16 protein-coding genes, 1 pseudogene and 1 riboswitch are annotated in these 21120 nt (G+C 63.9%); of the genes and pseudogenes, 5 read left to right on the forward strand and 12 right to left on the reverse strand.

Annotated elements, in window-relative coordinates:
* Window positions 1-7: 7 nt before the first annotated feature.
* Window positions 8-877 (forward strand): RNA polymerase factor sigma-32, encoded by an 870-nt coding sequence (locus IG197_RS17560; protein ID WP_192313749.1) that lies wholly within the window; start codon window positions 8-10, stop codon window positions 875-877.
* 60 nt (window positions 878-937) lie between these two features.
* Here the strand turns inward: IG197_RS17560 and IG197_RS17565 are convergent, their stop codons facing one another.
* The 4 genes and pseudogenes from IG197_RS17565 to thiB form a co-directional block, all read right to left on the reverse strand.
* A complete protein-coding gene (locus IG197_RS17565; RefSeq protein WP_192319835.1) occupies window positions 938-2386 on the reverse strand; it encodes a M48 family metalloprotease in 1449 nt (482 codons plus the stop codon).
* A 186-nt stretch (window positions 2387-2572) separates the two neighbouring features.
* Window positions 2573-3333, reverse strand: a pseudogene (thiQ, locus tag IG197_RS17570) (thiamine ABC transporter ATP-binding protein).
* Complete coding sequence (gene thiP, locus IG197_RS17575; RefSeq protein WP_192313755.1) at window positions 3330-4946, reverse strand: thiamine/thiamine pyrophosphate ABC transporter permease; 1617 nt, start codon at window positions 4944-4946, stop codon at window positions 3330-3332. The pseudogene thiQ and the gene thiP overlap by 4 nt, the downstream one beginning before the upstream one ends.
* 247 nt (window positions 4947-5193) lie before the next feature.
* On the reverse strand, window positions 5194-6198 hold the full coding sequence (gene thiB, locus IG197_RS17580; RefSeq protein WP_192313757.1) for a thiamine ABC transporter substrate binding subunit: 1005 nt from the start codon (window positions 6196-6198) through the stop codon (window positions 5194-5196).
* 44 nt (window positions 6199-6242) lie between these two features.
* Window positions 6243-6366: riboswitch (TPP riboswitch) on the reverse strand.
* A 104-nt stretch (window positions 6367-6470) separates the two neighbouring features.
* Between thiB and IG197_RS17585 the strand changes: the two genes are divergently transcribed.
* Both IG197_RS17585 and IG197_RS17590 read left to right on the forward strand, forming a co-directional pair.
* Entirely contained in the window at window positions 6471-7115 is a 645-nt protein-coding gene (locus IG197_RS17585; protein WP_192313760.1) for a thiamine diphosphokinase, read from the forward strand.
* Window positions 7116-7118: 3 nt separating this feature from the next.
* Window positions 7119-8933 carry an ABC-F family ATP-binding cassette domain-containing protein gene (locus IG197_RS17590; RefSeq protein WP_192313763.1) on the forward strand — a complete coding sequence of 605 codons (1815 nt, stop codon included), beginning with the start codon at window positions 7119-7121 and terminating at the stop codon, window positions 8931-8933.
* 7 nt (window positions 8934-8940) lie between these two features.
* Here IG197_RS17590 and IG197_RS17595 read toward each other — a convergent pair whose 3' ends face one another.
* From IG197_RS17595 to IG197_RS17605, 3 genes are all read right to left on the reverse strand, one after another.
* Entirely contained in the window at window positions 8941-9879 is a 939-nt protein-coding gene (locus IG197_RS17595; protein ID WP_192313766.1) for a homocysteine S-methyltransferase family protein, read from the reverse strand.
* 265 nt (window positions 9880-10144) lie between these two features.
* Complete coding sequence (locus tag IG197_RS17600; RefSeq protein WP_192313769.1) at window positions 10145-11653, reverse strand: hypothetical protein; 1509 nt, start codon at window positions 11651-11653, stop codon at window positions 10145-10147.
* Window positions 11654-11728: 75 nt separating this feature from the next.
* Window positions 11729-13027, reverse strand: coding sequence for an adenylosuccinate synthase (locus tag IG197_RS17605; RefSeq protein ID WP_067956749.1), 1299 nt, complete (start codon window positions 13025-13027; stop codon window positions 11729-11731).
* A gap of 195 nt (window positions 13028-13222) precedes the next feature.
* On the opposite strand from IG197_RS17605, the gene IG197_RS17610 reads away from it, so the two are divergent.
* The gene (locus IG197_RS17610) at window positions 13223-14155 is read left to right on the forward strand and encodes a DMT family transporter (RefSeq protein ID WP_192313772.1); all 933 of its coding nucleotides are present in this window, start codon (window positions 13223-13225) and stop codon (window positions 14153-14155) included.
* Window positions 14156-14209: 54 nt separating this feature from the next.
* On the opposite strand, the gene serA is transcribed toward IG197_RS17610, so the two are convergent.
* The 3 genes from serA to IG197_RS17625 form a co-directional block, all read right to left on the reverse strand.
* Window positions 14210-15808, reverse strand: coding sequence for a phosphoglycerate dehydrogenase (gene serA / locus IG197_RS17615; protein ID WP_154386623.1), 1599 nt, complete (start codon window positions 15806-15808; stop codon window positions 14210-14212).
* A gap of 170 nt (window positions 15809-15978) precedes the next feature.
* Window positions 15979-17154 (reverse strand): phosphoserine transaminase, encoded by a 1176-nt coding sequence (locus IG197_RS17620; protein WP_067956760.1) that lies wholly within the window; start codon window positions 17152-17154, stop codon window positions 15979-15981.
* Between the two features lie 179 nt (window positions 17155-17333).
* Window positions 17334-17471, reverse strand: coding sequence for a hypothetical protein (locus IG197_RS17625; protein ID WP_169808307.1), 138 nt, complete (start codon window positions 17469-17471; stop codon window positions 17334-17336).
* Window positions 17472-17739: 268 nt separating this feature from the next.
* Here IG197_RS17625 and IG197_RS17630 point away from each other — a divergent pair, with 268 nt between their 5' ends.
* Window positions 17740-19239 (forward strand): glycosyltransferase family 39 protein, encoded by a 1500-nt coding sequence (locus IG197_RS17630; RefSeq protein ID WP_192313775.1) that lies wholly within the window; start codon window positions 17740-17742, stop codon window positions 19237-19239.
* A 96-nt stretch (window positions 19240-19335) separates the two neighbouring features.
* Here the strand turns inward: IG197_RS17630 and IG197_RS17635 are convergent, their stop codons facing one another.
* A complete protein-coding gene (locus tag IG197_RS17635; RefSeq protein WP_067956766.1) occupies window positions 19336-20031 on the reverse strand; it encodes an outer membrane protein in 696 nt (231 codons plus the stop codon).
* A gap of 190 nt (window positions 20032-20221) precedes the next feature.
* A complete protein-coding gene (locus tag IG197_RS17640) occupies window positions 20222-21004 on the reverse strand; it encodes an outer membrane protein (RefSeq protein WP_067956769.1) in 783 nt (260 codons plus the stop codon).
* Between the last annotated feature and the right edge of the window lie 116 nt (window positions 21005-21120).

Raw genomic sequence — 21120 nt, forward strand, 5'->3', positions numbered from 1 at the left:
GCGCAAGATGTATATGGATCGGGCAGGCCTGTCTGGCGAGCAGATGATGCTGAGGGCGGCGTCGCGCGCGCCCTATCTGGAGCGCGGCGAAGAGCTCGAGCTGGCGATCCGCTGGAAAGAACGGCACGATCAGGATGCGCTCAACCGCATCACCACCGCCCATATGCGCCTCGTCATCGCCATGGCGGTCAAGTTCCGGCGCTACGGGCTGCCGATGGGCGACCTCATCCAGGAAGGCCATGTCGGGCTGCTTGAAGCGGCGGCACGCTTCGACCCGGAGCGTGAGGTCCGCTTCTCGACCTATGCGACCTGGTGGATTCGCGCCTCGATGCAGGACTATATCCTGCGCAACTGGTCGATCGTCCGTGGCGGCACGAGTTCGGCGCAGAAGTCGCTGTTCTTCAACCTGCGGCGCATGCGCGCCCGGCTCGCCCAGGGCGGCGACCCGCTCGGCGGCACCGCAGCCTATCAGGAGATTTCGGTAGCCCTTGGCGTGTCGGAAGCCGACGTCGCGCTGATGGACATGCGGTTGTCGGTGCCCGACACCTCGCTCAATGCGCCGCTCAGCGACGATGGCGATTCGGGCGAACGGATGGATCTGCTGGTCTCGGACGATCCCTTGCCGGACGAGCTGGTCGGCGAGGCGATCGACATCGAGCGCCGCTCGGGATGGCTGCATGACGCGCTCACCGTGCTCAATGCGAGGGAACTGCAGATCATCGAAGAACGTCGGCTGACGGAGGAAGGTGCTACGCTGGAAGAGCTCGGCACCTCGCTCGGCATCTCGAAGGAGCGGGTTCGCCAGATCGAGACCCGCGCCATGGAAAAGCTGAAATCAGCGCTGGAGCGGAAGAACCCGGCGTTCCAGGTCGCCTGAGCGCTGATCTCTTGGACCTGCATCGTGCTTCCCGAACGTCCCGATTTCCGGGCCGATGCGCTACCGGTCGGTGACGATCTTGACCTTGTCGCCGGCGGAGACCGAGGCGCCGGGCGCCAGCGCATTCAGAACCCTGAACAGGTCGAGCTTGCGGTCGACGCCGACCATGCTGGCGGCGAGCGAGCCCATGTTCTGGCCGGGCTGGACGGTGACGACGCGGATGCGCAACGGCTTCAGACCAGCCTTCTCCGCTGCCGTCATGACCCGGAAGCTGGAGCTGACCGAACGGGCGATCTGGCCCAGCGCGGTGCTGGCCGTCGGAGCGGCCGTCAGCAGGCGATAGACCTGCGCGCCATTGCGGATCACGACGATATCGAACTGCCAGCCTTCGGCGCTGGCGCGGGCGAAGGCCGCCTCGTTGCCGTTGATCGTATCGGCGCGCACGCTCGACGGGTCGAGGCCTGCGACCCAGCCGCTCTTGACGTAGTCGGTCAGTGGCAGCTTGGCGTCGATCGCCACGCCATCGAAGCGGATAGCCGTATTGTCAGGTCCGGTCGCTGTGACGGCGGCTGCCGTGTTGTCGATGACAAAGCCTTGCGGCACGGCAAACGAGATGCCGAGCTTGGGGTGCATGAAGGTGGTGCCGCGCACATAGCCTTCGTCGGGCGTGTCGCCGAACAGCAGGCCGTCGATGCCGGCGAGGAAGGAATCGCGATCGCGGCGGCCGATACCGGGCGCGCCGAACTGGCGGGCGTGGCGCTGGGCAAGGTCGATGCGCTGCGGCGCGTTGGGGTGGCTGGCCAGGAAGTCGAGGCTGGCGTCGGTGGCGCCGCTGACCGCGCGCAGGTCGGAGTAGGCGGCCATCGACTGCAGGAAGCGTCCTGCGGCAAACGGATCGTAGCCGGCCTGGCCGCTCATCTTGATGCCGATGCCGTCGGCTTCCAGCTCCTGATTGCGCGAGAACTGGGCGAGCCGGAGCTTGCCGCGGATCAGCGCTGCCTTGGCGGTCGGGCTTTCGCCGAGCACGTCGGTGACGACCTTGGTCGCCAACACTTCCTCGGCTTCCTTCTGCTGACGCTGGATGCCGTGGTTGGCAGTGACGTGGCCCATCTCGTGCGAGATGACGGCGGCCAGCTCGGCCGAATCATTGGCCAGCGCCAGCAGGCCGCGCGTCACGTAGAGATAGCCGCCGGGCAGCGCAAAGGCATTGACGTTGGGCGAGTTCAGGATGGTGATGCGGTAGGTCTGGTTCGGGTTGCTCGACACGGTGGTCAAGCTGCCGACAACCTTGGCGACCATGCGCTCAAGCTTGGGATCCGAATACTCGCCGCCATAGGTCGCCAGAATGCGCGGATGCTGCGCCTTGGCGATCTCGGCGAGCTTGTCGTTGCGGGTGACGTTGTCGACGGTGACAGGATTGTTGGACGGCTGGAAGCCTGACTCGCGGACATCGGAGGGGTTGAGTATCTGGCAACCCGAGACAAGCGCCGACAGCGCGACGGCAACCATCAGGCGCGCATAGCGGGGCGTTCTCGTCTCGATCAACATGTCGCGGCAGGTGGGCAGAGCTCGCGTCCTTTCGAAGTCTTTAGGCGGCAGGCAAAACAGAAGCGGGCCCGACCAGATGGACGTAGCCACAGACGACTCGCCGACACAATAAGGCCGATACCGCCAATGTGGCGATTTGGCTGTAAATTATGTCCGCTTCCGGGCAACCCGGCGTGATCGCGTCATCACCGTTCACCGCCGATATAGTGTCTGAACGCTTCAGGTCCAGCATTGGTGAAGAAATCCGCAGTCTTTCCAGCCGCCGCGACAGTGCCAGCCTCGACGAAAACCATGTTTTTAGCCAGTTTTCGGGCATCTTCGGGCTGGTGTGTCACGAAAAGCACGGTCATGCCGCGTTCTGCATGAAGGCTCGCCACGAGATCCAGCATATCCTCGCGCAATGCTGGTCCAAGCGAGGCAAAGGGTTCATCCAGCAGGAGAATCGGACGGTCGCGGACAAGGACGCGCGCCAGCGCCACGCGCTGGCGTTCGCCGCCCGACAGTTCGCGGGGCAGGCGCTTCTCCATGCCGGCGAGGCCGACGCGTGTCAGTGCGGTTGCCACGTCCCGCCTGTCGGCAGTGTCCAGGCGAAGCGCAGGCGAGCGACCGAGCCCGACATTCTTCTCGACGTCGAGATGGGCAAAGAGGTTGTTTTCCTGGAAAACCATCGACACCGGCCGCTCGGATGGCGGTGCGATCGTCACGTCGACGTCGCCGATCAACACGCGGCCTTCGCGCGGTATCTCAAAGCCGGCGACGAGGTTGAGCAATGTCGACTTGCCGGCGCCGCTCGGTCCCATGATCGCGGTGATCTCGCCCGGTGCAAAGGTCACGTCGAAGCGCACCATGGTGTCGCTATAGCTGAACACCACATGGTCGAGGCGTACCGCGGCACTGGTCGAGGTCATTTCGCAGTCTCCCTGCCGAGGCGGTCGGCGAGCATCGTCAACGCCAGGCACAACAGGCCGAGCATCAATGCAAGTCCCGCAGCGTCATCGGTGCGGTAGCTGCCCATGCGGGCGAGCAAAAGGTAGGGCAAGGTCTGCACCGCGTCGCTGCCGAACAGCGCGATGACACCGAGATCGCCGAGCGACAGCGCCATGGCAAAGGCGAATGCCGTTGCAAGCGGGCGCTTGAGCACCGGCCAGTCGATCAACCGCAGCCTGTTCCAGCCTGAGATGCCGAGCTGGGCGCACAGCCTTTCGTGACGTTCGCTGGCCGCGTCATAGGCAGGGCGGACGGCGCGGACGGCAAATGGCATGGCCATAACGGCGTTGACGGTGACGACCATGAATGGCGCCAGCGAAAACACCTCGACCGACTGCCGCACCAGCACGAACCAGCCGGCACCGATGACGATCGGCGGCACCACCAATACGAAGCCGGCGCCGGTGTCGGTGAAGCGTTCGAGCAATGTCTTTTCGCCGCCTGTCCTGCTGCCGGCCAGTGCCCGGCGCGCCATGACGAGGGACAGCGCAAGCATGGTTGCGAGTGTTGCCGACAGCGTCGCAAGCACGATGCTGGTACGTGTCGCACGCTGCACCGCCGCTTCGCCGGCGAGGCGGCCGAGATCGGCCTCAAGCCCGGAGACGATTGTCGCCAGCATCGGCCCACCGACGAAGACGAGCGCCACAACGATGATGGCGGTGTTGAGCGCCTTCTCGCCGGTCTTTGCCTTGATGTAGTTGCGCTGGGCCACCGGCAGGTTGGCGTCGCCGGTCGTGTTGGCACCGAGCCGCATCAGCGCCAGAACCACAACTGCCGTGAGCGCGATCTGCAGCAGGGTCAGGGCGACTGCGCGCGCGGGGTCGAAGTCGAAGCGCAACGCCTGATAGATCGCAACCTCAAGCGTTGTTGCGGCCGGGCCGCCGCCGAGCGTCAGCACGATGGTGAAGGAGGTGATGCACAGCATGAAAACGAGGCCCGCAATGCCGGGCAAGGCTGCTCGGATTGCCGGCCATTCGATCATGCGGAAGCTCGACCGTGCGCCCATGCCGAGCTGGCTCGCCAGCCGCCACTGGTCCGCCGGCACCGTCTGCAGCGCCTCCAGAATCAGCCGCGTCGCCAGCGGCAGGTTGAAGAAGACATGGGCAACGAGAATGCCGGACAGCCCATAGATGCCGGGCCAGGTGCCGCCGGTCAGCGCCGCCAGCGGTTCAGCGAAATAGCCGGCGCGGCCGTAGAGCGACAGGATGCCAAGGGCTGCGACGATCGCCGGCAAGGCGAGGGGAACGGCAAACAGGCGCAGGATCAGCGCGCGGCCGGGAAAGGCGGGATGCCGTGCGAGCGCTCGGGCAACGAAGATCGCCGGCACAACCGACAGCAAGGTCGACAGCAGCGCCTGCCACAGGGTGAAACGGGCAATGCGGAAGAGATAGGAATCGAAGGCGTCGGCAGCACCTTGTGGATTGCGTGCGGCCTCGATGCCAAGACCGGCAAATGCGCCGCCGATCAGGATGCCGATGGCCGCCAGCGCGATGATGCCGGCGGCGATGCGGGGGTCTGTACGGCTCACCGACATGCAGGGCCGCGATTGGCTGGGCGCAGGTGCGGCAGCCGCGATGGGTCGCGCTCTGTCCCACCCCCCTCTGGCCTGCCGGCCATCTCCCCCGCAAGGGGGGAGATCAGCGGCTTGGATGCCCACGCACCACCGGCAACCTCTGGGGTTGGCGAGAGCCATTCCACTACCAATCTCCCCCCTTGCGGGGGAGATGGCCGGCAGGCCAGAAGGGGATGTTCAAGCGCAACCATGGCAGGTCGACAGAGCCTTACTTGCTCATCACGCCGAGCCACTCGTCGACCCAGGCCTTGCGGTTGGCAGCCACCTCGTCGGCGCTGAAGATCAGCGTCTTGGTCGGCTTCACCAGCTTGTCGAAGGCAGGGTTGAGCGGCTTGTCGGTCTTGCCGGCGGGCAGCATCCAGTTGGTTTCGGGTACGGCGTCCTGGAAGCCTGGGCTGGTCATGAAGGCCATGAACTTTTCGGCCAGCGGGTTCTTGGCGCCGGTCGTGGTGATGCCGGCGACTTCGATCTGCAGGTAGTGGCCTTCCTCGAAGGACGCCGCCTGGTAACGCTCGGTGTTCTCGGCGACCATGTGGTAGGCTGGCGAGGTGGTGTAGGACAGCACCATCGGCGCCTCGCCCTTGGTGAACAGGCCATAGGCCTCGCTCCAGCCCGGGGTGACGGTCAGCACGCGGCCCTTGAGCTTGGCCCAGGCTTCCGGCGCCTTGTCGCCATAGACCGACTTGACCCAGAGCAGCAGGCCGAGGCCCGGCGTCGAGGTGCGCGGATCCTGGATCGCGATCTTTTCTTCCGGATTGCCCTCGACAAGTTCCTTCAGGCTTTTCGGCGGGTTCTTCAGCGTCTCGGTGTCATAGACGACGGCGAAGTAGCCGTAGTCGTAAGGAACGAAGGTGTCGTCCTTCCAGTCACCCGGAACCTTGACGTCGGCGCCGGCGGCACCATGCGGTGCAAACAGGCCGGTGGCCTTGGCTTCGGCTGTCAGGTTGGTGTCGAGGCCAAGCACGATGTCGGCCTTGGTCGATGCACCTTCGAGCTTGATGCGGTTGAGCAGTGCTACGCCATCGGCGACCGAGACGAAGTCGACAGTGCAGGCGCAGTCGGCTTCGAAGGCCTTCTTGACCTGCGGGCCGGGGCCCCACTCGGAGGTGAAGCTTTCATAGGTGTAGACGGTAAGCTTGCCTTCGGCAGCGGCAGGGAAAGCAACCGTGGCCAGTGCCAGGGCGGAAGTCATGGACAGGATCAACGAGCGCATCGGCGCCTCCTTCATTGGTGTTGAAAGGGAATTTGAAGCGCCGGGCGTCCGAAGCATCTAATCCCTCCGCCGGTACAAACCGGATCAGGTTCAGCGGGTTGGCCGGGACGGTTCCCTATGCCTCTCAGCCGGCACGCAATTGCGCGACCGGCACCCCGTTAGAGCGGTTCAACAAATAGGCTCGCGCATCAGGCCACGCAAGCGGTAGTTTGCCGGCCACCGACCGCGTCGCGGCCTTCCGTTTCGGCTGCCGGGCTGGTAATGCGCATGCCATGACCCGGTTCACCATACTTCTCGGCGGCGAGCTTTTCCGCACCCCGCGCCTCGACCGCCAGGTGGCGGGCAGCAGGGTGATTGCGGCAGATGCCGGTATCCGCCATGCCGCCACGCTCGGGCTGATGCCAGAACTGTGGCTCGGCGACTTCGATTCCGTGCCGGTAAATCTCGACCCGCGTTTTGCCGACCTGCCGCGGGCGACCTTTCCGGCCGAAAAGGACAGGACCGACGGTGAACTGGCCATCGATGCCGCGCTTCGGCTCGGCGCGACCTCGCTGGTGCTTGTCGGCGCCTTCGGCGGCGCCCGCGCCGACCACGCCTTCCTTCATTTCGCCCTGGCGCTCAGGCTTGCCGAAGCCGGCATCGAGGTGCTGCTGAGCAGCGGGCGCCAGGAGGCTTTGCCGCTCCTGCCCGGCAGCGCCGGCTTCGACTATGAAGACGGCATGCTGTTTTCGGTGCTCGCCTTCTCCGAGCTGACCGGGCTGTCCGAACAGGGCGCCAAGTGGCCGCTCGACAATGTCGACGTGCCGTTCGGTTCGTCGCTGACCCTTTCCAATGAAGTGCGGGGTCCGTTGCGGATTTCGCTCGGTAGCGGCCGTGCCCTACTCCTCGCTCATCCCTTTCCTGCCTCGGATTTCTGAAACATGGCGCCTCCGCTTCTCAATCTCGACGGCATCCGTCTGACCTTTGGCGGCACGCCGCTGCTCGATGGCGCCGCACTGACGGCAGCTGCCGGCGACAAGATCGCGCTTGTCGGCCGCAACGGCTCGGGCAAGTCGACGCTGCTCAAGATCGCGGCGGGCATGATCGAGCCGCAGGACGGCGTGGTGTTCCGCCAGCCTACGGCAACCATCCGCTACTTGCCGCAGATGCCCGACATGGACGGCTTCCCCTCTGTCCGCGCCTATGTCGAAGCCGGGCTCGGACCTGCTGACGATCCGCATCGCGCCACCTATCTGCTCGACCATCTCGGCCTGACCGGCGAGGAGTCTCCGGCCGACCTGTCGGGCGGCGAGGCGCGCCGCGCAGCACTTGCCCGCGTCATGGCGCCCGAGCCCGACATCCTTCTGCTCGACGAGCCGACCAACCATCTCGACCTCTCGGTCATCGAATGGCTGGAAGAGGAACTGATCCGCACCTCCTCGGCGCTGATCCTGATCTCGCACGACCGCCGTTTCCTCGAGCGCGTCAGCCGCAACACCGTCTGGCTCGATCGCGGCCAGACGCGCCGGCTCGACCGCGGCTTTGCCCATTTCGAGGAATGGCGGGACCAGATCCTGGAGGAAGAGGAGCGCGAGCAGCACAAGTTAGGCCGTCAGATCGTGCGCGAGGAGCATTGGCTGCGCTATGGCGTGACGGCGCGGCGCAAGCGCAACATGCGCCGTCTCGGCGAACTGCAGACGATGCGCCAGACGTTCCGCAGCCATCGCGGCGCCGAGGGCGTGGCAACCATGGTTGCGAGCGAGGCGGCAGAATCCGGCAAGCTTATCATCGAGGCCAAGAACATCGAAAAGAGCTTTGGCGAGCTTTCAGTCGTCAAGGGTTTCTCGACCCGCATCCAGCGCGGTGATCGCGTCGGTCTCGTCGGCCCCAATGGCGCCGGCAAGACGACCTTGCTCAAGATGCTGACCGGCGAGATGGAGCCCGATGCCGGCAGCGTGCGGCTTGGCGTCAATCTGGAGATCGCCACCCTCGACCAGAAGCGCGAGGCGGTCGATCCGAACGAGACGCTGTCGAGCTACCTGACCGATGGCCGTGGCGAAAACCTCGTCATCAATGGCGAGCAGCGCCACGTCGTCTCCTACATGAAGGACTTCCTGTTCAAGCCCGAGCAGGCGCGGACGCCGGTGCGCGAACTGTCCGGCGGCGAACGTGCCCGGCTGATCCTGGCGCGCGTGCTGGCGCGTCCGGCAAACCTTCTGGTGCTCGACGAACCGACCAACGATCTCGACATGGAGACGCTGGAACTGCTTCAGGAACTGGTCGCCGGTTTCGCCGGCACCGTCATCCTGGTCAGTCACGACCGCGATTTCCTTGACCGCACCGTCACCAGCATCATTGCGCCCGACGGCGAGGGCCGCTGGATCGAGTATGCCGGCGGCTACGCCGACATGCTGGCCCAGCGCGGAGGCACCAAGCTCGACGACCGCAAGTCGCGCAAGGCAGCCAATGGCCAGGCCTCAGCCGGCCGCGGCGAAGCCGAAGTGCCCAAGGCCGCGTCCAAGAAGCTGTCGTTCAAGCAGAAGTTCGCGCTCGAAAGCCTGCCCAAGAAGATGGAGGCAGTGACCGCCTCGATCTCGCGGCTGGAAAACCAGATCGCCGATCCAGCCTTCTACGAGCGCGATCCGCACGGTTTCCAGAAGACCATCGCCGCACTCGACAAGGAACGCACGACGCTCACCGCGCTTGAGGAGGAGTGGCTGGAACTCGAGATGTTGCGCGAGGAACTGGAAGGCTAGCCACAGCCTAGAGACAGGCCTCGCAGATCGCCGCGATATGACGGTGGTCGGTGCCGCAGCAGCCGCCAAGAACCTTGATGTGGGCGAAGCTGTTCCGCATCGTCCGATAGCGGCGGGCGAGATCGGCAGGATCGCCGGGATCGAGCTCTGTCGCTGCATCGAGTTCGGCGTGGCTCTTTGCCGATGCGTTTGCCCGCACGCCACCAACTCGCTGGACCCAGCTGCCGGCTTCCGCCAGCACGCTCTGGAAATGGCTGGGATGGGCGCAGTTGATCATGAAGTAGGCGGGCGCGCCGTCGGTCTCGTCATCGACGATCTCGATCGCTTCCGCCAGGCTTTCGCCCGATGGCAATCGCCCGTCAGTCTCTACCGTAAAGGAAATCACCGATGGCAGGCCCGCTTCCATGGCGGCACAGGCGATGCCGACCGCTTCCTCGGGGTAGTTCATGGTCACGGCGCTGATCATGTCGGCTCCGGCGTCGCGGAATGCGACGACCTGGTCGCGATGATAGTCCGAGGCCTCGACCGGCGTCATCTCCATCTCGGGACGGTAGCCGTCGCCACGTGGGCCGACCACACCGTTGACCGGCACCGTCATGCCGCGGGCAACGTAAGGCGCCCGCAGCGCTTTCGCCTGTGCGACGGCGCGACGATTAATGTCCGAAAGTGCCGTGCGGGAGTAGCCCAGCTTCTCGCCCCAGTCGGGATTGGCCCGCCATGTCGGCGTGTCCAGCACGAAGCTCACCCCGTGTTGCTCGGCGATATCGAGAAAGCGCCTGAAATAGCCGTCGAGCCTGTCGCGGCCGGCCGTATCGAGCAACAGCGGAAACGCCGCGAAACACGGCAGGTCCATCCCGTCCAGGAAGACCAACGTTGTCTCGAGGCCGCCGTCGGTGAGTGCGACGGAAGCGCCGAGATGCGGAAGATCTGTCGTCGCAGCGCACATGATATACCGAAGGCGTTCGGCTTTCCGTCGGCTGGGTCATATCCGTCAGCCTGGACGCGGCCGAACGCGTTCTTCAGCCTAACATCTTACTTTAGGGGTTTCTACTTTAAGCCGCCGGCTGGAATCTCTGGCGCGAGACGACGCGCGAGGACCGAAAGGTACGTCTCGGTCGTCGTGCAAGCGGCGGTCATAGTTGCCCTGCAGGCACGCCGTTCCAAGGCTACTGACGCGGAGGATGATCATCCGCGCCAGCGAAAGCTCCAGATCAGCCGGCTTCCTTGGCCTGCCAGGCCTTCATCGCGTCTTCGAACACCTTGTCGCCCGGGATGCCCTTTTCGAGCGTGAACAGCGCGCGGCGGCCCGACTTGTAGACGACCGGCACGTCGATCCAGCTCTGGCGACGCAGGAGGTTCAGATTGGCGTCGACCTCGGCCTTGGTGTCGTTGAGCGCTACGAGGAAGAAGCCGTCGGCGATCTTGGCCGGAATGCCGAGCAGCGAATTGCCGGCGTCCTGTTCCGAGCTCTTCATCGCCACGCGCAGGATGTTCTCGATGCCGCCGCCGTCAAAGCCCTGAGGCGTCAGGAAGATCATTTCCAGGATATGGCTCGCCGGCAGCGTCTTGTCGGCGTTACGGCGGATGGTCATGCGCAACTGGATGTCCTTGCCGGGGATTGTCGCTTCGGCGCGGATGGCAGGCTCGGGCGGCAGGTCGCCGCCGGGCGATTCCTGTACCACCGTCCAGACGACGGAACCCGGCTCAGCCGAGCCTTGGGCGACGTTGGTGCGCTCTTCGTAGAAGATCGCCTTCTGGCCGACGGCCACGGGTGCGTTTTCGCCTGCCGCAGGCGTTGTCGTCGCCGGTGTTCCCTCGGCGGGTGTCGCGGGCGTGGCAGGGGTTGCCGGCGCGGTCTCGGGCGTCGCCGGTGGCGTTGCCGGAGCCGGCTGGGTCAGTGCTGCAACCGAGGTGCCTTCGCCGACGGTGTTGCTGCCGCTGGCCGGACCAGGATCGACCTCCTTGCCATCCGCGGTCATGCGCTGGGTGAACTTGCCGGGCTCGTCGCTTGCCGGCGCTTGTGCTGCCTGGCCGCCATTGGCCGGCGGAGGAGTGGCTGCTTCATTCGTTGGCGGGGGCGTTTCCGCCGCCGTGTCGCCGCCACTGCCGACAAAGGCATCGCGGTTGGACCACAGCGCATAGCCGCCGGCGCCGACCACCACCACGGCAAGTGCCGCTGCGATCAGGCCGCCGCTGATGCGCTTGCGCGGCTTCTGCCGCGTGTTGGCGAATGGATCGCCATTGTTGGCTGCGGCGTTGCCGAAGTTGTTGTCGCCTTCGCCGTCCTGCGCTTCGTCATCGTCGCTTGCCGAGAAGTCGGGCAGGGGCTCGCGCTGCTGCGGCGTGTAGGCCGGAATGGGGGCTGCTGCAGGCGGTGGCGCGACCGGGGTCACCGGGCTGCGTGGCTCCGGTGCAGGTGCTGCCCTGGTATAGGCCGGCTGATCCTTGTTGCGGGCGATCGAGGTAAAGACGTTTTCCAGCTCGGCCAGCGGATCGTCTTCCACAACGGGCGGATGGAATTCCGCCTCGACGATCGCGATCGCGTCCTCGAGCGACTTGGTCTGGCGTTCGGCAACGGCTGCGGGCGGCTGCGGGTTGAGCGCGGCGAGTTTGGCCGCGATGGTGCTGCGGGCCTTGTCATACACCCGAGCGCGCATCGCCGGCGTGGTGTCACCCATGCCATCCAGCGTCTTTTTCAGAACCGCTACGAAGTCTGCCATTCTCTCGTCGACCTATCTCTTCTTCTGGGCCGCGGCGATTCCGGCGGCAAATCAGCCGCCGGAAAGTTGCCAAAACTAGTCTTCAAACGGATCGGTCACAAGTATCGTGTCATCCCGCTCCGGGCTGGTGGAAAGCATGGCCACCGGGGCGCCGATCAGCTCCTCGATGTAGCGCACATACTTTACCGCCTGGGCCGGCAGGTCGTTCCAGCTGCGGGCGCCCGCGGTGGTGCCCTTCCAGCCTTCCAGTGTCTCGTAGACCGGCTCGACACGCGCCTGGGCGCCCTGGCTCGCCGGCAGGTAGTCGATCAGTTCGCCGTCGAGCATATAGCCGGTGCAGACCTTGATCTCGTCGAGACCGTCGAGCACGTCGAGCTTGGTCAAGGCGATGCCCTTGATGCCGTTGACGGCAACCGCCTGGCGCACCAGCACGGCATCGAACCAGCCGCAGCGGCGCTTGCGGCCGGTGACGACGCCGAATTCGTGGCCGCGGGTGCCGAGGAATTCGCCGACTTCGTTCTGTTGCTCGGTCGGGAAGGGGCCCTCGCCGACGCGGGTGGTGTAGGCCTTGGTGATGCCGAGCACGTAGTGGATCGAGCCCGGGCCCATTCCGGAACCCGCTGCCGCCTGGCCGGCGACCGTGTTCGACGAGGTCACGAACGGATAGGTGCCGTGGTCGATGTCGAGCAGGGTGCCCTGGGCGCCTTCGAACAGGATGCGTTCGCCGGCGCGACGCTTGTCGTCGAGCACCTTCCAGACGCGGTCCATGTAGGGCAGGATCTTGTCGGCGATCGAGGTCAGCTCGGCCATGATGACGTCGTGCGTCACCTCGGGATGGCCAAGCCCGCGGCGCATGGCATTGTGGTGCGTCAGCAAACGGTCGACCTTCTGGGGGAGCGTTTCCAAATCCGCCAAGTCCATCACCCTGACGGCACGGCGGCCCACCTTGTCTTCGTAGGCGGGGCCGATGCCGCGACGGGTCGTGCCAATCTTCGTTCCGGAATTGGAGGCGGCGTCCTCGCGGAAACCATCCAGCTCACGATGCAGCGACAGGATAAGCGCGGTGTTTTCGGCTATTTTCAGGCGATCGGGGCCGATCTCGACGCCCTGGGCGCGGATCTTCTCGATCTCGGCGACAAAGGCATGCGGGTCGAAGACGACGCCATTGCCGATGATCGACAGCTTGCCCTCGCGCACGACGCCGGATGGCAGCAGCGACAGCTTGTAGACCACACCGTCGACCACCAGCGTATGGCCGGCATTATGCCCGCCCTGGAAACGCACCACCACATCGGCGCGCTCCGACAGCCAGTCGACGATCTTGCCCTTGCCTTCGTCGCCCCACTGGGAACCGACGACCACCACATTGGCCATAATATTTTCCTTCCGACATCGCGGCTGAGGCCGCGAACAGTGCAAAATGACAGGCCTCTATAACGCCAAGCAATTGGATGTGCGACCTTTCTTTGCCGCCTCAGGCACAACAAATTCAGCCTTTGGGCGCATTTACATGCCGAAAGCCAGCACCTAGGTCGGCATGGTGCCCCTCGCCAGCGAAAGTCCGGCCGCATGCATCGAAACGCCTATGTCCTGCTGTTGGCGACCACCCTGTTCTGGGGTGGCAATGCGGTGGCGGGCAAGCTTGCCGTGGGCCACGCCTCGCCGATGCTTTTGACCTCGTTGCGCTGGGCGTTCGCCGCCGCATTTCTCGGCGCCGTCGGCTGGTCCAGGCTCCGGGTGGACTGGGCGGTGGCGCGCAGGCAGCTCTGGCTGCTTGTCGCCTTGGGCGGGTTAGGCTTCACCGCCTTCAATGCCGCCCTCTACTCCGCGCTCAATTTCACCTCGGCCATCAATGCCAGCATCGAGCAGGCGGGCATGCCCATGGTCATCTTTGCCGCCAACTTCATCCTGTTTCGCATGCGGGTCAGCTGGGGCCAGATTCTGGGCTTCCTGTTGTCGCTGACAGGCATCGCGCTGACCGCCAGCCATGGCGATCTCAGGAGCTTGCTCGCGCTCGACATGAATTTCGGCGATGCGCTGATGCTGATCGCCGTTCTCGTCTACAGTGCCTACACAGTTGCGCTGCGCTTCAAGCCGGACATCCACTGGCTGAGCCTGATGATCGTCATGACATCGGCCGCCTTCGTCACCTCGCTTCCGTTCGTCGCCTGGGAAATCGGCACTGGCAGGGCCATCGCGCCCGATGCGACGGGCTGGGCGATCACCGCCTACATGGTGCTGTTTCCCTCGATCCTGGCGCAGATCTTCTACATCAGGGGTGTCGAACTCATCGGCGCCAATCGTGCGGGCCTGTTCATCAACATGGTGCCGATCTTCGGCACGTTGTTGTCGGTGATGATCATCGGCGAGGACTTCCAGCTCTACCACGCAGTCGCCATCGTGCTGGTGCTTGGCGGCATCTGGCTTGCCGAGCACTCCGGGCGGAAAATGGCGAGCGCCGAGGAGCTTTTGGCTGCCGAAAAACACAGCTCCGATGCCTGAAAAGAAGAAGGCGCGGGGATCGGCCCGCGCCCTTTGGTGCCTTGGGAGGCTTTGTCAGATGCCGTTGATGTCGAACTGCAGGCGCTTGGCCGAGTCGATCGACTTGTGGTCGCGCACCTTGGCGAGCACGTCTTCGGGGAACGGTGCGTCGAGATAGAGCAAGGCGATCGCATTGCCACCCGGCCGGTCGCGGCCGAGCTGGAAGTTGGCGATGTTGACGCCGCTCTCGCCGCACACGGTGCCGAGCAGGCCGATGATACCAGGCGCGTCGGCGTTGGTGGTGTAGAGCATGTGTTGGCCGACCTCGGCATCGAGATTGATGCCCTTGATCTGGATGAAACGCGGCTTGCCGTCGGAGAAGCACGTGCCGGCGATCGAGCGCGTCATATGCTCGGTCTTCACGCTCAGCTTGATATATCCGTCGAACACGCCCGACTTGTCGCGCTTGACCTCGGCGACGATGATGCCGCGCTCCTTCACCATGATCGGCGCCGACACCATGTTGACGTCGGAGACCTGCGGCCGGATCAGGCCGGCGAGCGCAGCACTGATCAGCGCCTTGGTGTTCATCTGTGCGGTCTGGCCGTCGAACAGGATCTCGACCTCGGTGATCGGGTCTTCCGTCACCTGGCCGACAAAGGCGCCGAGCACTTCGGCGAGCTTGACGAAGGGCTTGAGCCGCGGCGCTTCCTCAGCGGTGATGGACGGCATGTTGATGGCGTTGGAAACAGCACCCTTGACCAGATAGTCGGCCATCTGCTCGGCCACCTGCAAGGCGACGTTCTCCTGCGCTTCCGAGGTCGATGCGCCGAGATGCGGGGTGCAGACGACGTTGTCCATGCCGAACAATTCGTTTTGCTCAGCCGGTTCCACCTCGAACACGTCGATGCCGGCGCCTGCCACCTTGCCGCTTTTCAGGCCGGCGATCAGGTCCTTCTCGACGATCAGGCCGCCGCGGGCGCAGTTGATGATGCGCACGCCCGTCTTCATCTTGGCGATGGACTCGGCGTTGATGATGTTGCGCGTCTTGTCGGTCAGTGGCGTATGCAGCGTGATGAAGTCGGCGCGGGCGAACAGCTCGTCGAGCTCGACCTTTTCGACGCCGAGTTCTTCGGCGCGATGCTCGGACAGGAACGGATCGAAGGCAACGACATGCATCTTGAGGCCGACGGCGCGCGTGGCGACGATCGAGCCGATGTTGCCGCAGCCGATCAGGCCGAGCGTCTTGCCGGTGATCTCGACGCCCATGAAGCGGTTCTTCTCCCACTTGCCGGCATGGGTCGAGGCATTGGCCTCGGGCAGCTGGCGAGCGACCGCGAACATCAGCGCGATGGCGTGTTCGGCGGTGGTGATCGAATTGCCGAAGGGCGTGTTCATGACGATGATACCGCGCCGCGAGGCGGCAGGAATATCGACATTGTCGACGCCTATGCCGGCGCGGCCGATGACCTTGAGATTGGTCGCCGCAGCGATCAGCTTTTCGGTGACCTTGGTCGCCGAGCGGATGGCCAGGCCGTCATATTGGCCGATGACTTCGAGCAGCTTTTCCTTGTCCTTGCCGAGGTCGGGCAGGTAGTCGACCTCGACGCCACGATCCTTGAAAATCTGGACGGCGGTGGTGGAGAGTTTGTCGGAAACGAGAACGCGAGGCATGGGTCTTAATCCCTTTGCGATTGGTCTGCCTCCCTCTTGTGGGGAGGTCGGTCGCGAAGCGACCGGGTGGGGGAATGGGTTGAACGCGGGGATGGGAGCAACGTCTGATGCGCCCCCAATCCCAATCCGCCGTGCGGATCGACCTCCCCGCGCGGGGGAGGGCAAGGGCGTCAGGCCGCAGCCTTGAGCGCTGCCTTCTGGTTGGCGAAGGCCCAGTCGAGCCAAGGCATCAGCGCCACCAGATCGGACGTCTCGACGGTGGCGCCGGCCCAAATGCGCAGGCCGGGCGGCGCGTCGCGATAGGCGCCGATGTCGAAGGCGACGCCTTCCTTTTCCAGCGCCGAGACCATGCCCTTGGCGAAGGCCGCCTGACCGTCCTTGTCGAGAGCGGCGACCTCAGGGTCGACGATCGACAGGCAGACCGAGGTGTTGGAGCGTGTCTCCGCAACGACGGCCAGGTTGGCGAGCCAGCCGGACTTTTCGACGAACGCGTCGATGGCGGCGAAGTTGGCGTCGGCGCGGGCAACAAGCGCATCGAGGCCGCCCAGGCCCTTGGCCCAGTTCAGCGCGTCGAGATAATCCTCGACGCAGAGCATCGACGGGGTGTTGATGGTCTCGCCCTTGAAGATGCCTTCGATCAGCTTGCCGCCCGAGGTCAGGCGGAAGATCTTGGGCAGCGGCCAGGCCGGCTTGTAGCTCTCGAGGCGTTCGACGGCGCGCGGGCTGAGGATCAGCATGCCGTGGGCGCCTTCGCCGCCGAGCACCTTCTGCCAGGAGAAGGTGACGACGTCGAGCTTCCGGAAATCGAGCTTCTGGGCGAACGCCGCCGATGTGGCGTCGCAGATGGTCAGGCCCTTGCGGTCGGCGGGGATGAAGTCACCATTGGCGACGCGCACGCCCGAGGTCGTGCCGTTCCAGGTGAAGACGACGTCGCGGTCGAAATCGACCTTGCCGAGATCGGGCAGCTCGCCATAGGGCGCCTCGAACTTGCGCACGTCTTCGATCCTGAGCTGCTTGACCACGTCGGTGATCCAGCCTGCGCCGAAGCTCTCCCAGGCGACCATGTCGATGCCACGTTCACCGAGCAGCGACCACATCGCCATCTCGACGGCGCCGGTGTCGGAAGCCGGAACGATGCCGATGCGGTAGTCCGATGGGACCTGGAGAACTTCGCGGGTCAGCGCGATGGCCTGCTCGAGCTTGGTCTTGCCGATCTTGGCACGGTGCGAGCGGCCGAGCGGCGCGTCAGCGAGGGCCTGGAGCGACCAGCCGGGACGTTTTGCGCAGGGACCTGAGGAGAAATTGGGGTTTGCCGGACGGAGTCCGGGTTTGGCGACGATCGTCATCGTGGTTCTATCCTTCCAGATAGTTGGCCCCTCGTTGGGGAGGGGTGGCCCACGGACGGCGATATGCGTTTAGCGTTCGGGCGTCAAGAGGAAAGTTTCTGTCGCAAAGAGGACATGCCGTGACGGTGCGGAAATGCAGGCAGCGCTGGTCGCCGACCGGGCATGCCCGCAATCGCCACCTACTCTGCCGGCAGATAGCCCGCATGGACCAGATGGTCGTGCAGCAACTCCCGGATGGCTTCCTGCCGGCTGGCGTCGCTCTGCTTGTTGCGGCGATATTCGTCCACGGCGTCCAGCACGGTCGATGGAAACCTCATATGCACGGCCTCGGTCCCCGCCGGCCGCCGCCCTCGTTTCGGAAGTTGTTCACGCAAGTCCGCCCCCCAAGTGAAGTCTAATTTAGAGAATCGTAAATTCTGAAAGATGAAATTGCAATAACGAAGTGGCTGGTGGGAAGGTGGCGGAAATGCCTCCAACGCTGTTTGTGGGCACAGGGAAGACCGGTTTAGGTCAGCGGTTGTGCGGCGATTGGAATTAACGCAGAACGGGCATCGGTTTGCAGGGCTTGCATTGGCGGGGTGGTTCGTGGCTCACGTGTTTTCACTCGGACTGCGGTTTCAGGGGCTGATTGCCGCTCGTCCGCAAGCCGTGACCGTGGCTTCGCTGGCTGCAATCGTCGGCATTTCTCTGGCCCTCGGATTCTACAATCTCGACTTCCTCTATGGCGCCCATGTCGACGAACCAACGAAGGTGGCACTGGTCGCGGACAAGCCCAACAGTTATTTCCACCCACCGTTACTGATCGTTCTGGCGAGGGGCGTTGTGTGGCTCGTGTCGGCTTCCAGCGACCTGGATCGGCTTTGGGCCGGCCGCTTCGTCAGTGTCATGGCAATGACGGCCGCAAGCGCGCTTTTCTACCTTGTCATGGCGCGCTACATTGATCGCCTGCAGTCCGTTATCTGGAGTTGCGTTTTCGCGTCGTCTCCGGCAATCGCCGTGCACGCCCATTACTTCAAGGAAGATGCGTTGCTCGTGCTCGCCATTTGCCTTGGCCTCCACGCGCTGGTGCGGCTTGTGGAAAGAACCGACCTGCACAATCTGATCTATTTGGGCATTGCTCTCGGTCTTGCGCCGTCGGCCAAGTATGTTGGTTTCCTGAACAGCGTCGGGTTGTTCGCCTTTGCCCTGTGGTACTGCCGGTTAGGCGTGAGGGGGGGCGCATTGGTGGTCGTCGCGGGCGCCGCCACCATTCTCGCCGTTCTGCTCGTCTCCTTCGCGGGCGAAAGCGGAACCGGTCTTGGCGATGTGTTGACTGGCCTCGCAAGGGAACTCAGGCATGCCGAGGATGGCCATGACCTCAAGGAATGGGTCTGGGCAGGCAATGGATTCACCCATCTGCGTCACCACCTGCTTCCAAGCATCACGGCGATGACGTTTCTCATAGGTCTCGGGGCAATCTGTTTGGCGCTGGTCAAGGACCGAGACCGGCAAGTGGCAGCCTTTGCGGCGGCCGCGATCATATGGTTGTTCGCGCTTGAGCTCTCGCCGCTCAAGATCGTGGGGCAGATGCGCTATGTGCTTCCAGTTGTCATCTATTTCCTGCTCGCCGCTGGGATTGACTGCTCGCGCTCAGTCGCCATTCGAAGCCGAGCCGGGGCCATGGTGTTGGCCCTTGTTGCGCTGACGGTCACAGCACATGCGGGGATTTCCTATGTTCGGAACATGAATCCCGGCAAGGACACGCGGACGAGGGCAGTCGAATTCCTGACGGCAAACGGGATGACCAATGTGGTCTCCGACTATCCGATCGGTCATCCAGTGGCGCAGACATGGGACTATGAAGCGCTGGCCTCGTATGACTATCTGCTGTCGCTCAGATTCGAGCGCTATTTGCGCGGTGGCGAGCTGAGAGCACAAGACTCGCAAGTCTACGAGCTGGCATCGATGTTCCATTGCCTCGACGGGTATGCTGTCGCAACGATTTCCCGGCTCTATGGGGACTACGGCTTCGTCGCGCCGACTGTCAGGATATACGATCTCAAGCGCGGCGCCTCATGCATCCCGGCAGCAAAAAGCCGGATGTGAGGCACGGCTGGCTTCTTCGAGAGAACGCAGCGCTTCTAGAAAGCGAACGGCGGGCAATAGCCCGCCGCTGTCATCATCTTAGGGGAGATCAGGCGCTTACCAAAGATCGTAGCGCAGACCGACCTTGACCTGATGGTAGTCGAGGCCCTTCTTGGTGGTGAGCGTGCTGAAATCCATGTATTCCAGATCGGGCGCGCTCAGATACTGGTAGCCGACGTCGATCGAGGTGTTCTGAGCGACGCGATATGCGACACCGGCGCCGACCGAGTATGCGACCTTGTATTGCGCGTCGCGGGCATAGAAGTCGAGTGTCGGGTCGACATCGTCGATGCTCACGCGCTGGCTTGAATAGATCAGGCCCAGGCCGGCGCCGACATAGGGCGTGAAGCCGGCGACGGTGCCGAGATCGGCATAGACATTTGCCATGCCGTTCCAGAAGCTGTTCTTCAGCGAGACGGTGGTGTCGGCATCCGAAGCGCTGAAACTGTCGGTGCCCAGGAAGCCGACATTGAGCTCACCGCGCAGGAAATCACTGAAATGATAGCCAGCACCGATGCTGCCGGTGATGCTGGTGCTGTCGGATTCAACACCGAACAGCGTGAAGTCGTAGGGCGACTTGGTGATGTTGTAGCCGACGTCGCCGCGCAGGTACCAGCCGGAACCGACTTCGACCGGGACATATTCCGGGGCCTCGTCGATGGCGATTGGCGGGTCGTAGTCGGCAGCGCCGGCTGCGAGTGGCCAAAGCATGGTCGCTGCCAGTGCCAGCGCTATGCGAGACGTCAAGGTCATGATCGCATTCTCCCGAAATGGCGCCAGATGTTGCCGATGAGCCCAGCAGCCGTTCAGCTCATCATTAACCATAGAGGTTAAGTCACAGTTAAGGATAACAGATGGTTAGCTGGTGTTTGCGGACGTCGCCGCAAAGAAAAACCGCCCGGCGAGCCGGGCGGTTTGGTGTCAGGAAAATCCGCTTGGACGGTTAGTTCAGCGAGTAGCGGACACCAAGCTTGAAGTCGTGCGAGGTGATGTCCTTGAACCGGATGCCGTCATTGGCAGGCGGGAAGGGGAAGGACGGGTCGACGTTCTTCAACTCACCGGTCTGGCCGTCGCCGAGATTGACGAAGCTGTAGCCGAGGTCGATGGTCATGCGCTCGGTGGCCTTGATGCCGAGACCGGCATGAAGTGCCCAGGCGAGATCCCAGCGCGACTTGTCGGCGGCATAAGCGCCACCGCCCGTCTGCGGGTTGGTGTCGGTGAAGCTGGAGATCGTGTTGCGCGACGCGCCGATACCCGCACCGACATATGGCGTGATGCCATAGAACGTGCCGACGTCGGCATAGGCGTTGGCCAGAAACAGCCATTCCGACTTTCTGCCGCGATAATCGTTGGTTGTTACCGGATCACCGGGAGCCGTGGCCCTCAGCCAGTCCTGTGCGGTGAAGTCCGCCGCGCCGCGATACTCGGCGGTGATGTCGCCACGCAGGAAGTCGTTGAACTGATAGCCGACGCCGAGGCCGAAAGTCGGCGCCGAGCCGAAGCTGCCATCATCGTACCAGCCATGTTCGAACGGGATGTCGAACAGCGGCGATTCCAGTCGCTTGATGCGCTGGTTGCTCATGCCGATGTGGCCGCGCAGGTACCAGCCGCCATAGGATGGCTGCTCGACCTCGATGATCGGCTCGGGCATGTCGGCGGCGAAAGCCGGCCCGGCGACCCCGACGAGCAGCGCGGCGAATAATGCGTTCCTTCCAATATTGAACATTGCCCATAACCCTATACTTGCGGACCCGCTACGCGCCCGACGTCACTAACCGGGATGGATAATGCTTGGTATAGGTTAAGGCCCGCTTAACCCTGGCGATTAACCATGTTTGCCTG

This window comes from Aminobacter sp. SR38 (genome assembly GCF_014843375.1).
GTDB classification, from domain to species: Bacteria; Pseudomonadota; Alphaproteobacteria; order Rhizobiales; family Rhizobiaceae; genus Aminobacter; species Aminobacter ciceronei.

Bases quoted from the DNA above. Each gene is read 5' to 3' on its own strand.
- IG197_RS17635 (WP_067956766.1), bottom strand. From the start codon at position 20,031: ATGACCTTGACGTCTCGCATAGCGCTGGCACTGGCAGCGACCATGCTT.
- serA (WP_154386623.1), bottom strand. From the start codon at position 15,808: ATGCCTCGCGTTCTCGTTTCCGACAAACTCTCCACCACCGCCGTCCAG.
- IG197_RS17640 (WP_067956769.1), bottom strand. From the start codon at position 21,004: ATGTTCAATATTGGAAGGAACGCATTATTCGCCGCGCTGCTCGTCGGG.
- IG197_RS17595 (WP_192313766.1), bottom strand. From the start codon at position 9,879: ATGTGCGCTGCGACGACAGATCTTCCGCATCTCGGCGCTTCCGTCGCA.
- IG197_RS17585 (WP_192313760.1), top strand. From the start codon at position 6,471: ATGACCCGGTTCACCATACTTCTCGGCGGCGAGCTTTTCCGCACCCCG.
- IG197_RS17565 (WP_192319835.1), bottom strand. From the start codon at position 2,386: ATGGTTGCCGTCGCGCTGTCGGCGCTTGTCTCGGGTTGCCAGATACTC.
- IG197_RS17625 (WP_169808307.1), bottom strand. From the start codon at position 17,471: ATGAGGTTTCCATCGACCGTGCTGGACGCCGTGGACGAATATCGCCGC.
- IG197_RS17620 (WP_067956760.1), bottom strand. From the start codon at position 17,154: ATGACGATCGTCGCCAAACCCGGACTCCGTCCGGCAAACCCCAATTTC.
- IG197_RS17560 (WP_192313749.1), top strand. From the start codon at position 8: ATGTATATGGATCGGGCAGGCCTGTCTGGCGAGCAGATGATGCTGAGG.
- thiB (WP_192313757.1), bottom strand. From the start codon at position 6,198: ATGCGCTCGTTGATCCTGTCCATGACTTCCGCCCTGGCACTGGCCACG.
- thiP (WP_192313755.1), bottom strand. From the start codon at position 4,946: ATGTCGGTGAGCCGTACAGACCCCCGCATCGCCGCCGGCATCATCGCG.
- IG197_RS17590 (WP_192313763.1), top strand. From the start codon at position 7,119: ATGGCGCCTCCGCTTCTCAATCTCGACGGCATCCGTCTGACCTTTGGC.
- IG197_RS17610 (WP_192313772.1), top strand. From the start codon at position 13,223: ATGCATCGAAACGCCTATGTCCTGCTGTTGGCGACCACCCTGTTCTGG.
- IG197_RS17600 (WP_192313769.1), bottom strand. From the start codon at position 11,653: ATGGCAGACTTCGTAGCGGTTCTGAAAAAGACGCTGGATGGCATGGGT.
- IG197_RS17605 (WP_067956749.1), bottom strand. From the start codon at position 13,027: ATGGCCAATGTGGTGGTCGTCGGTTCCCAGTGGGGCGACGAAGGCAAG.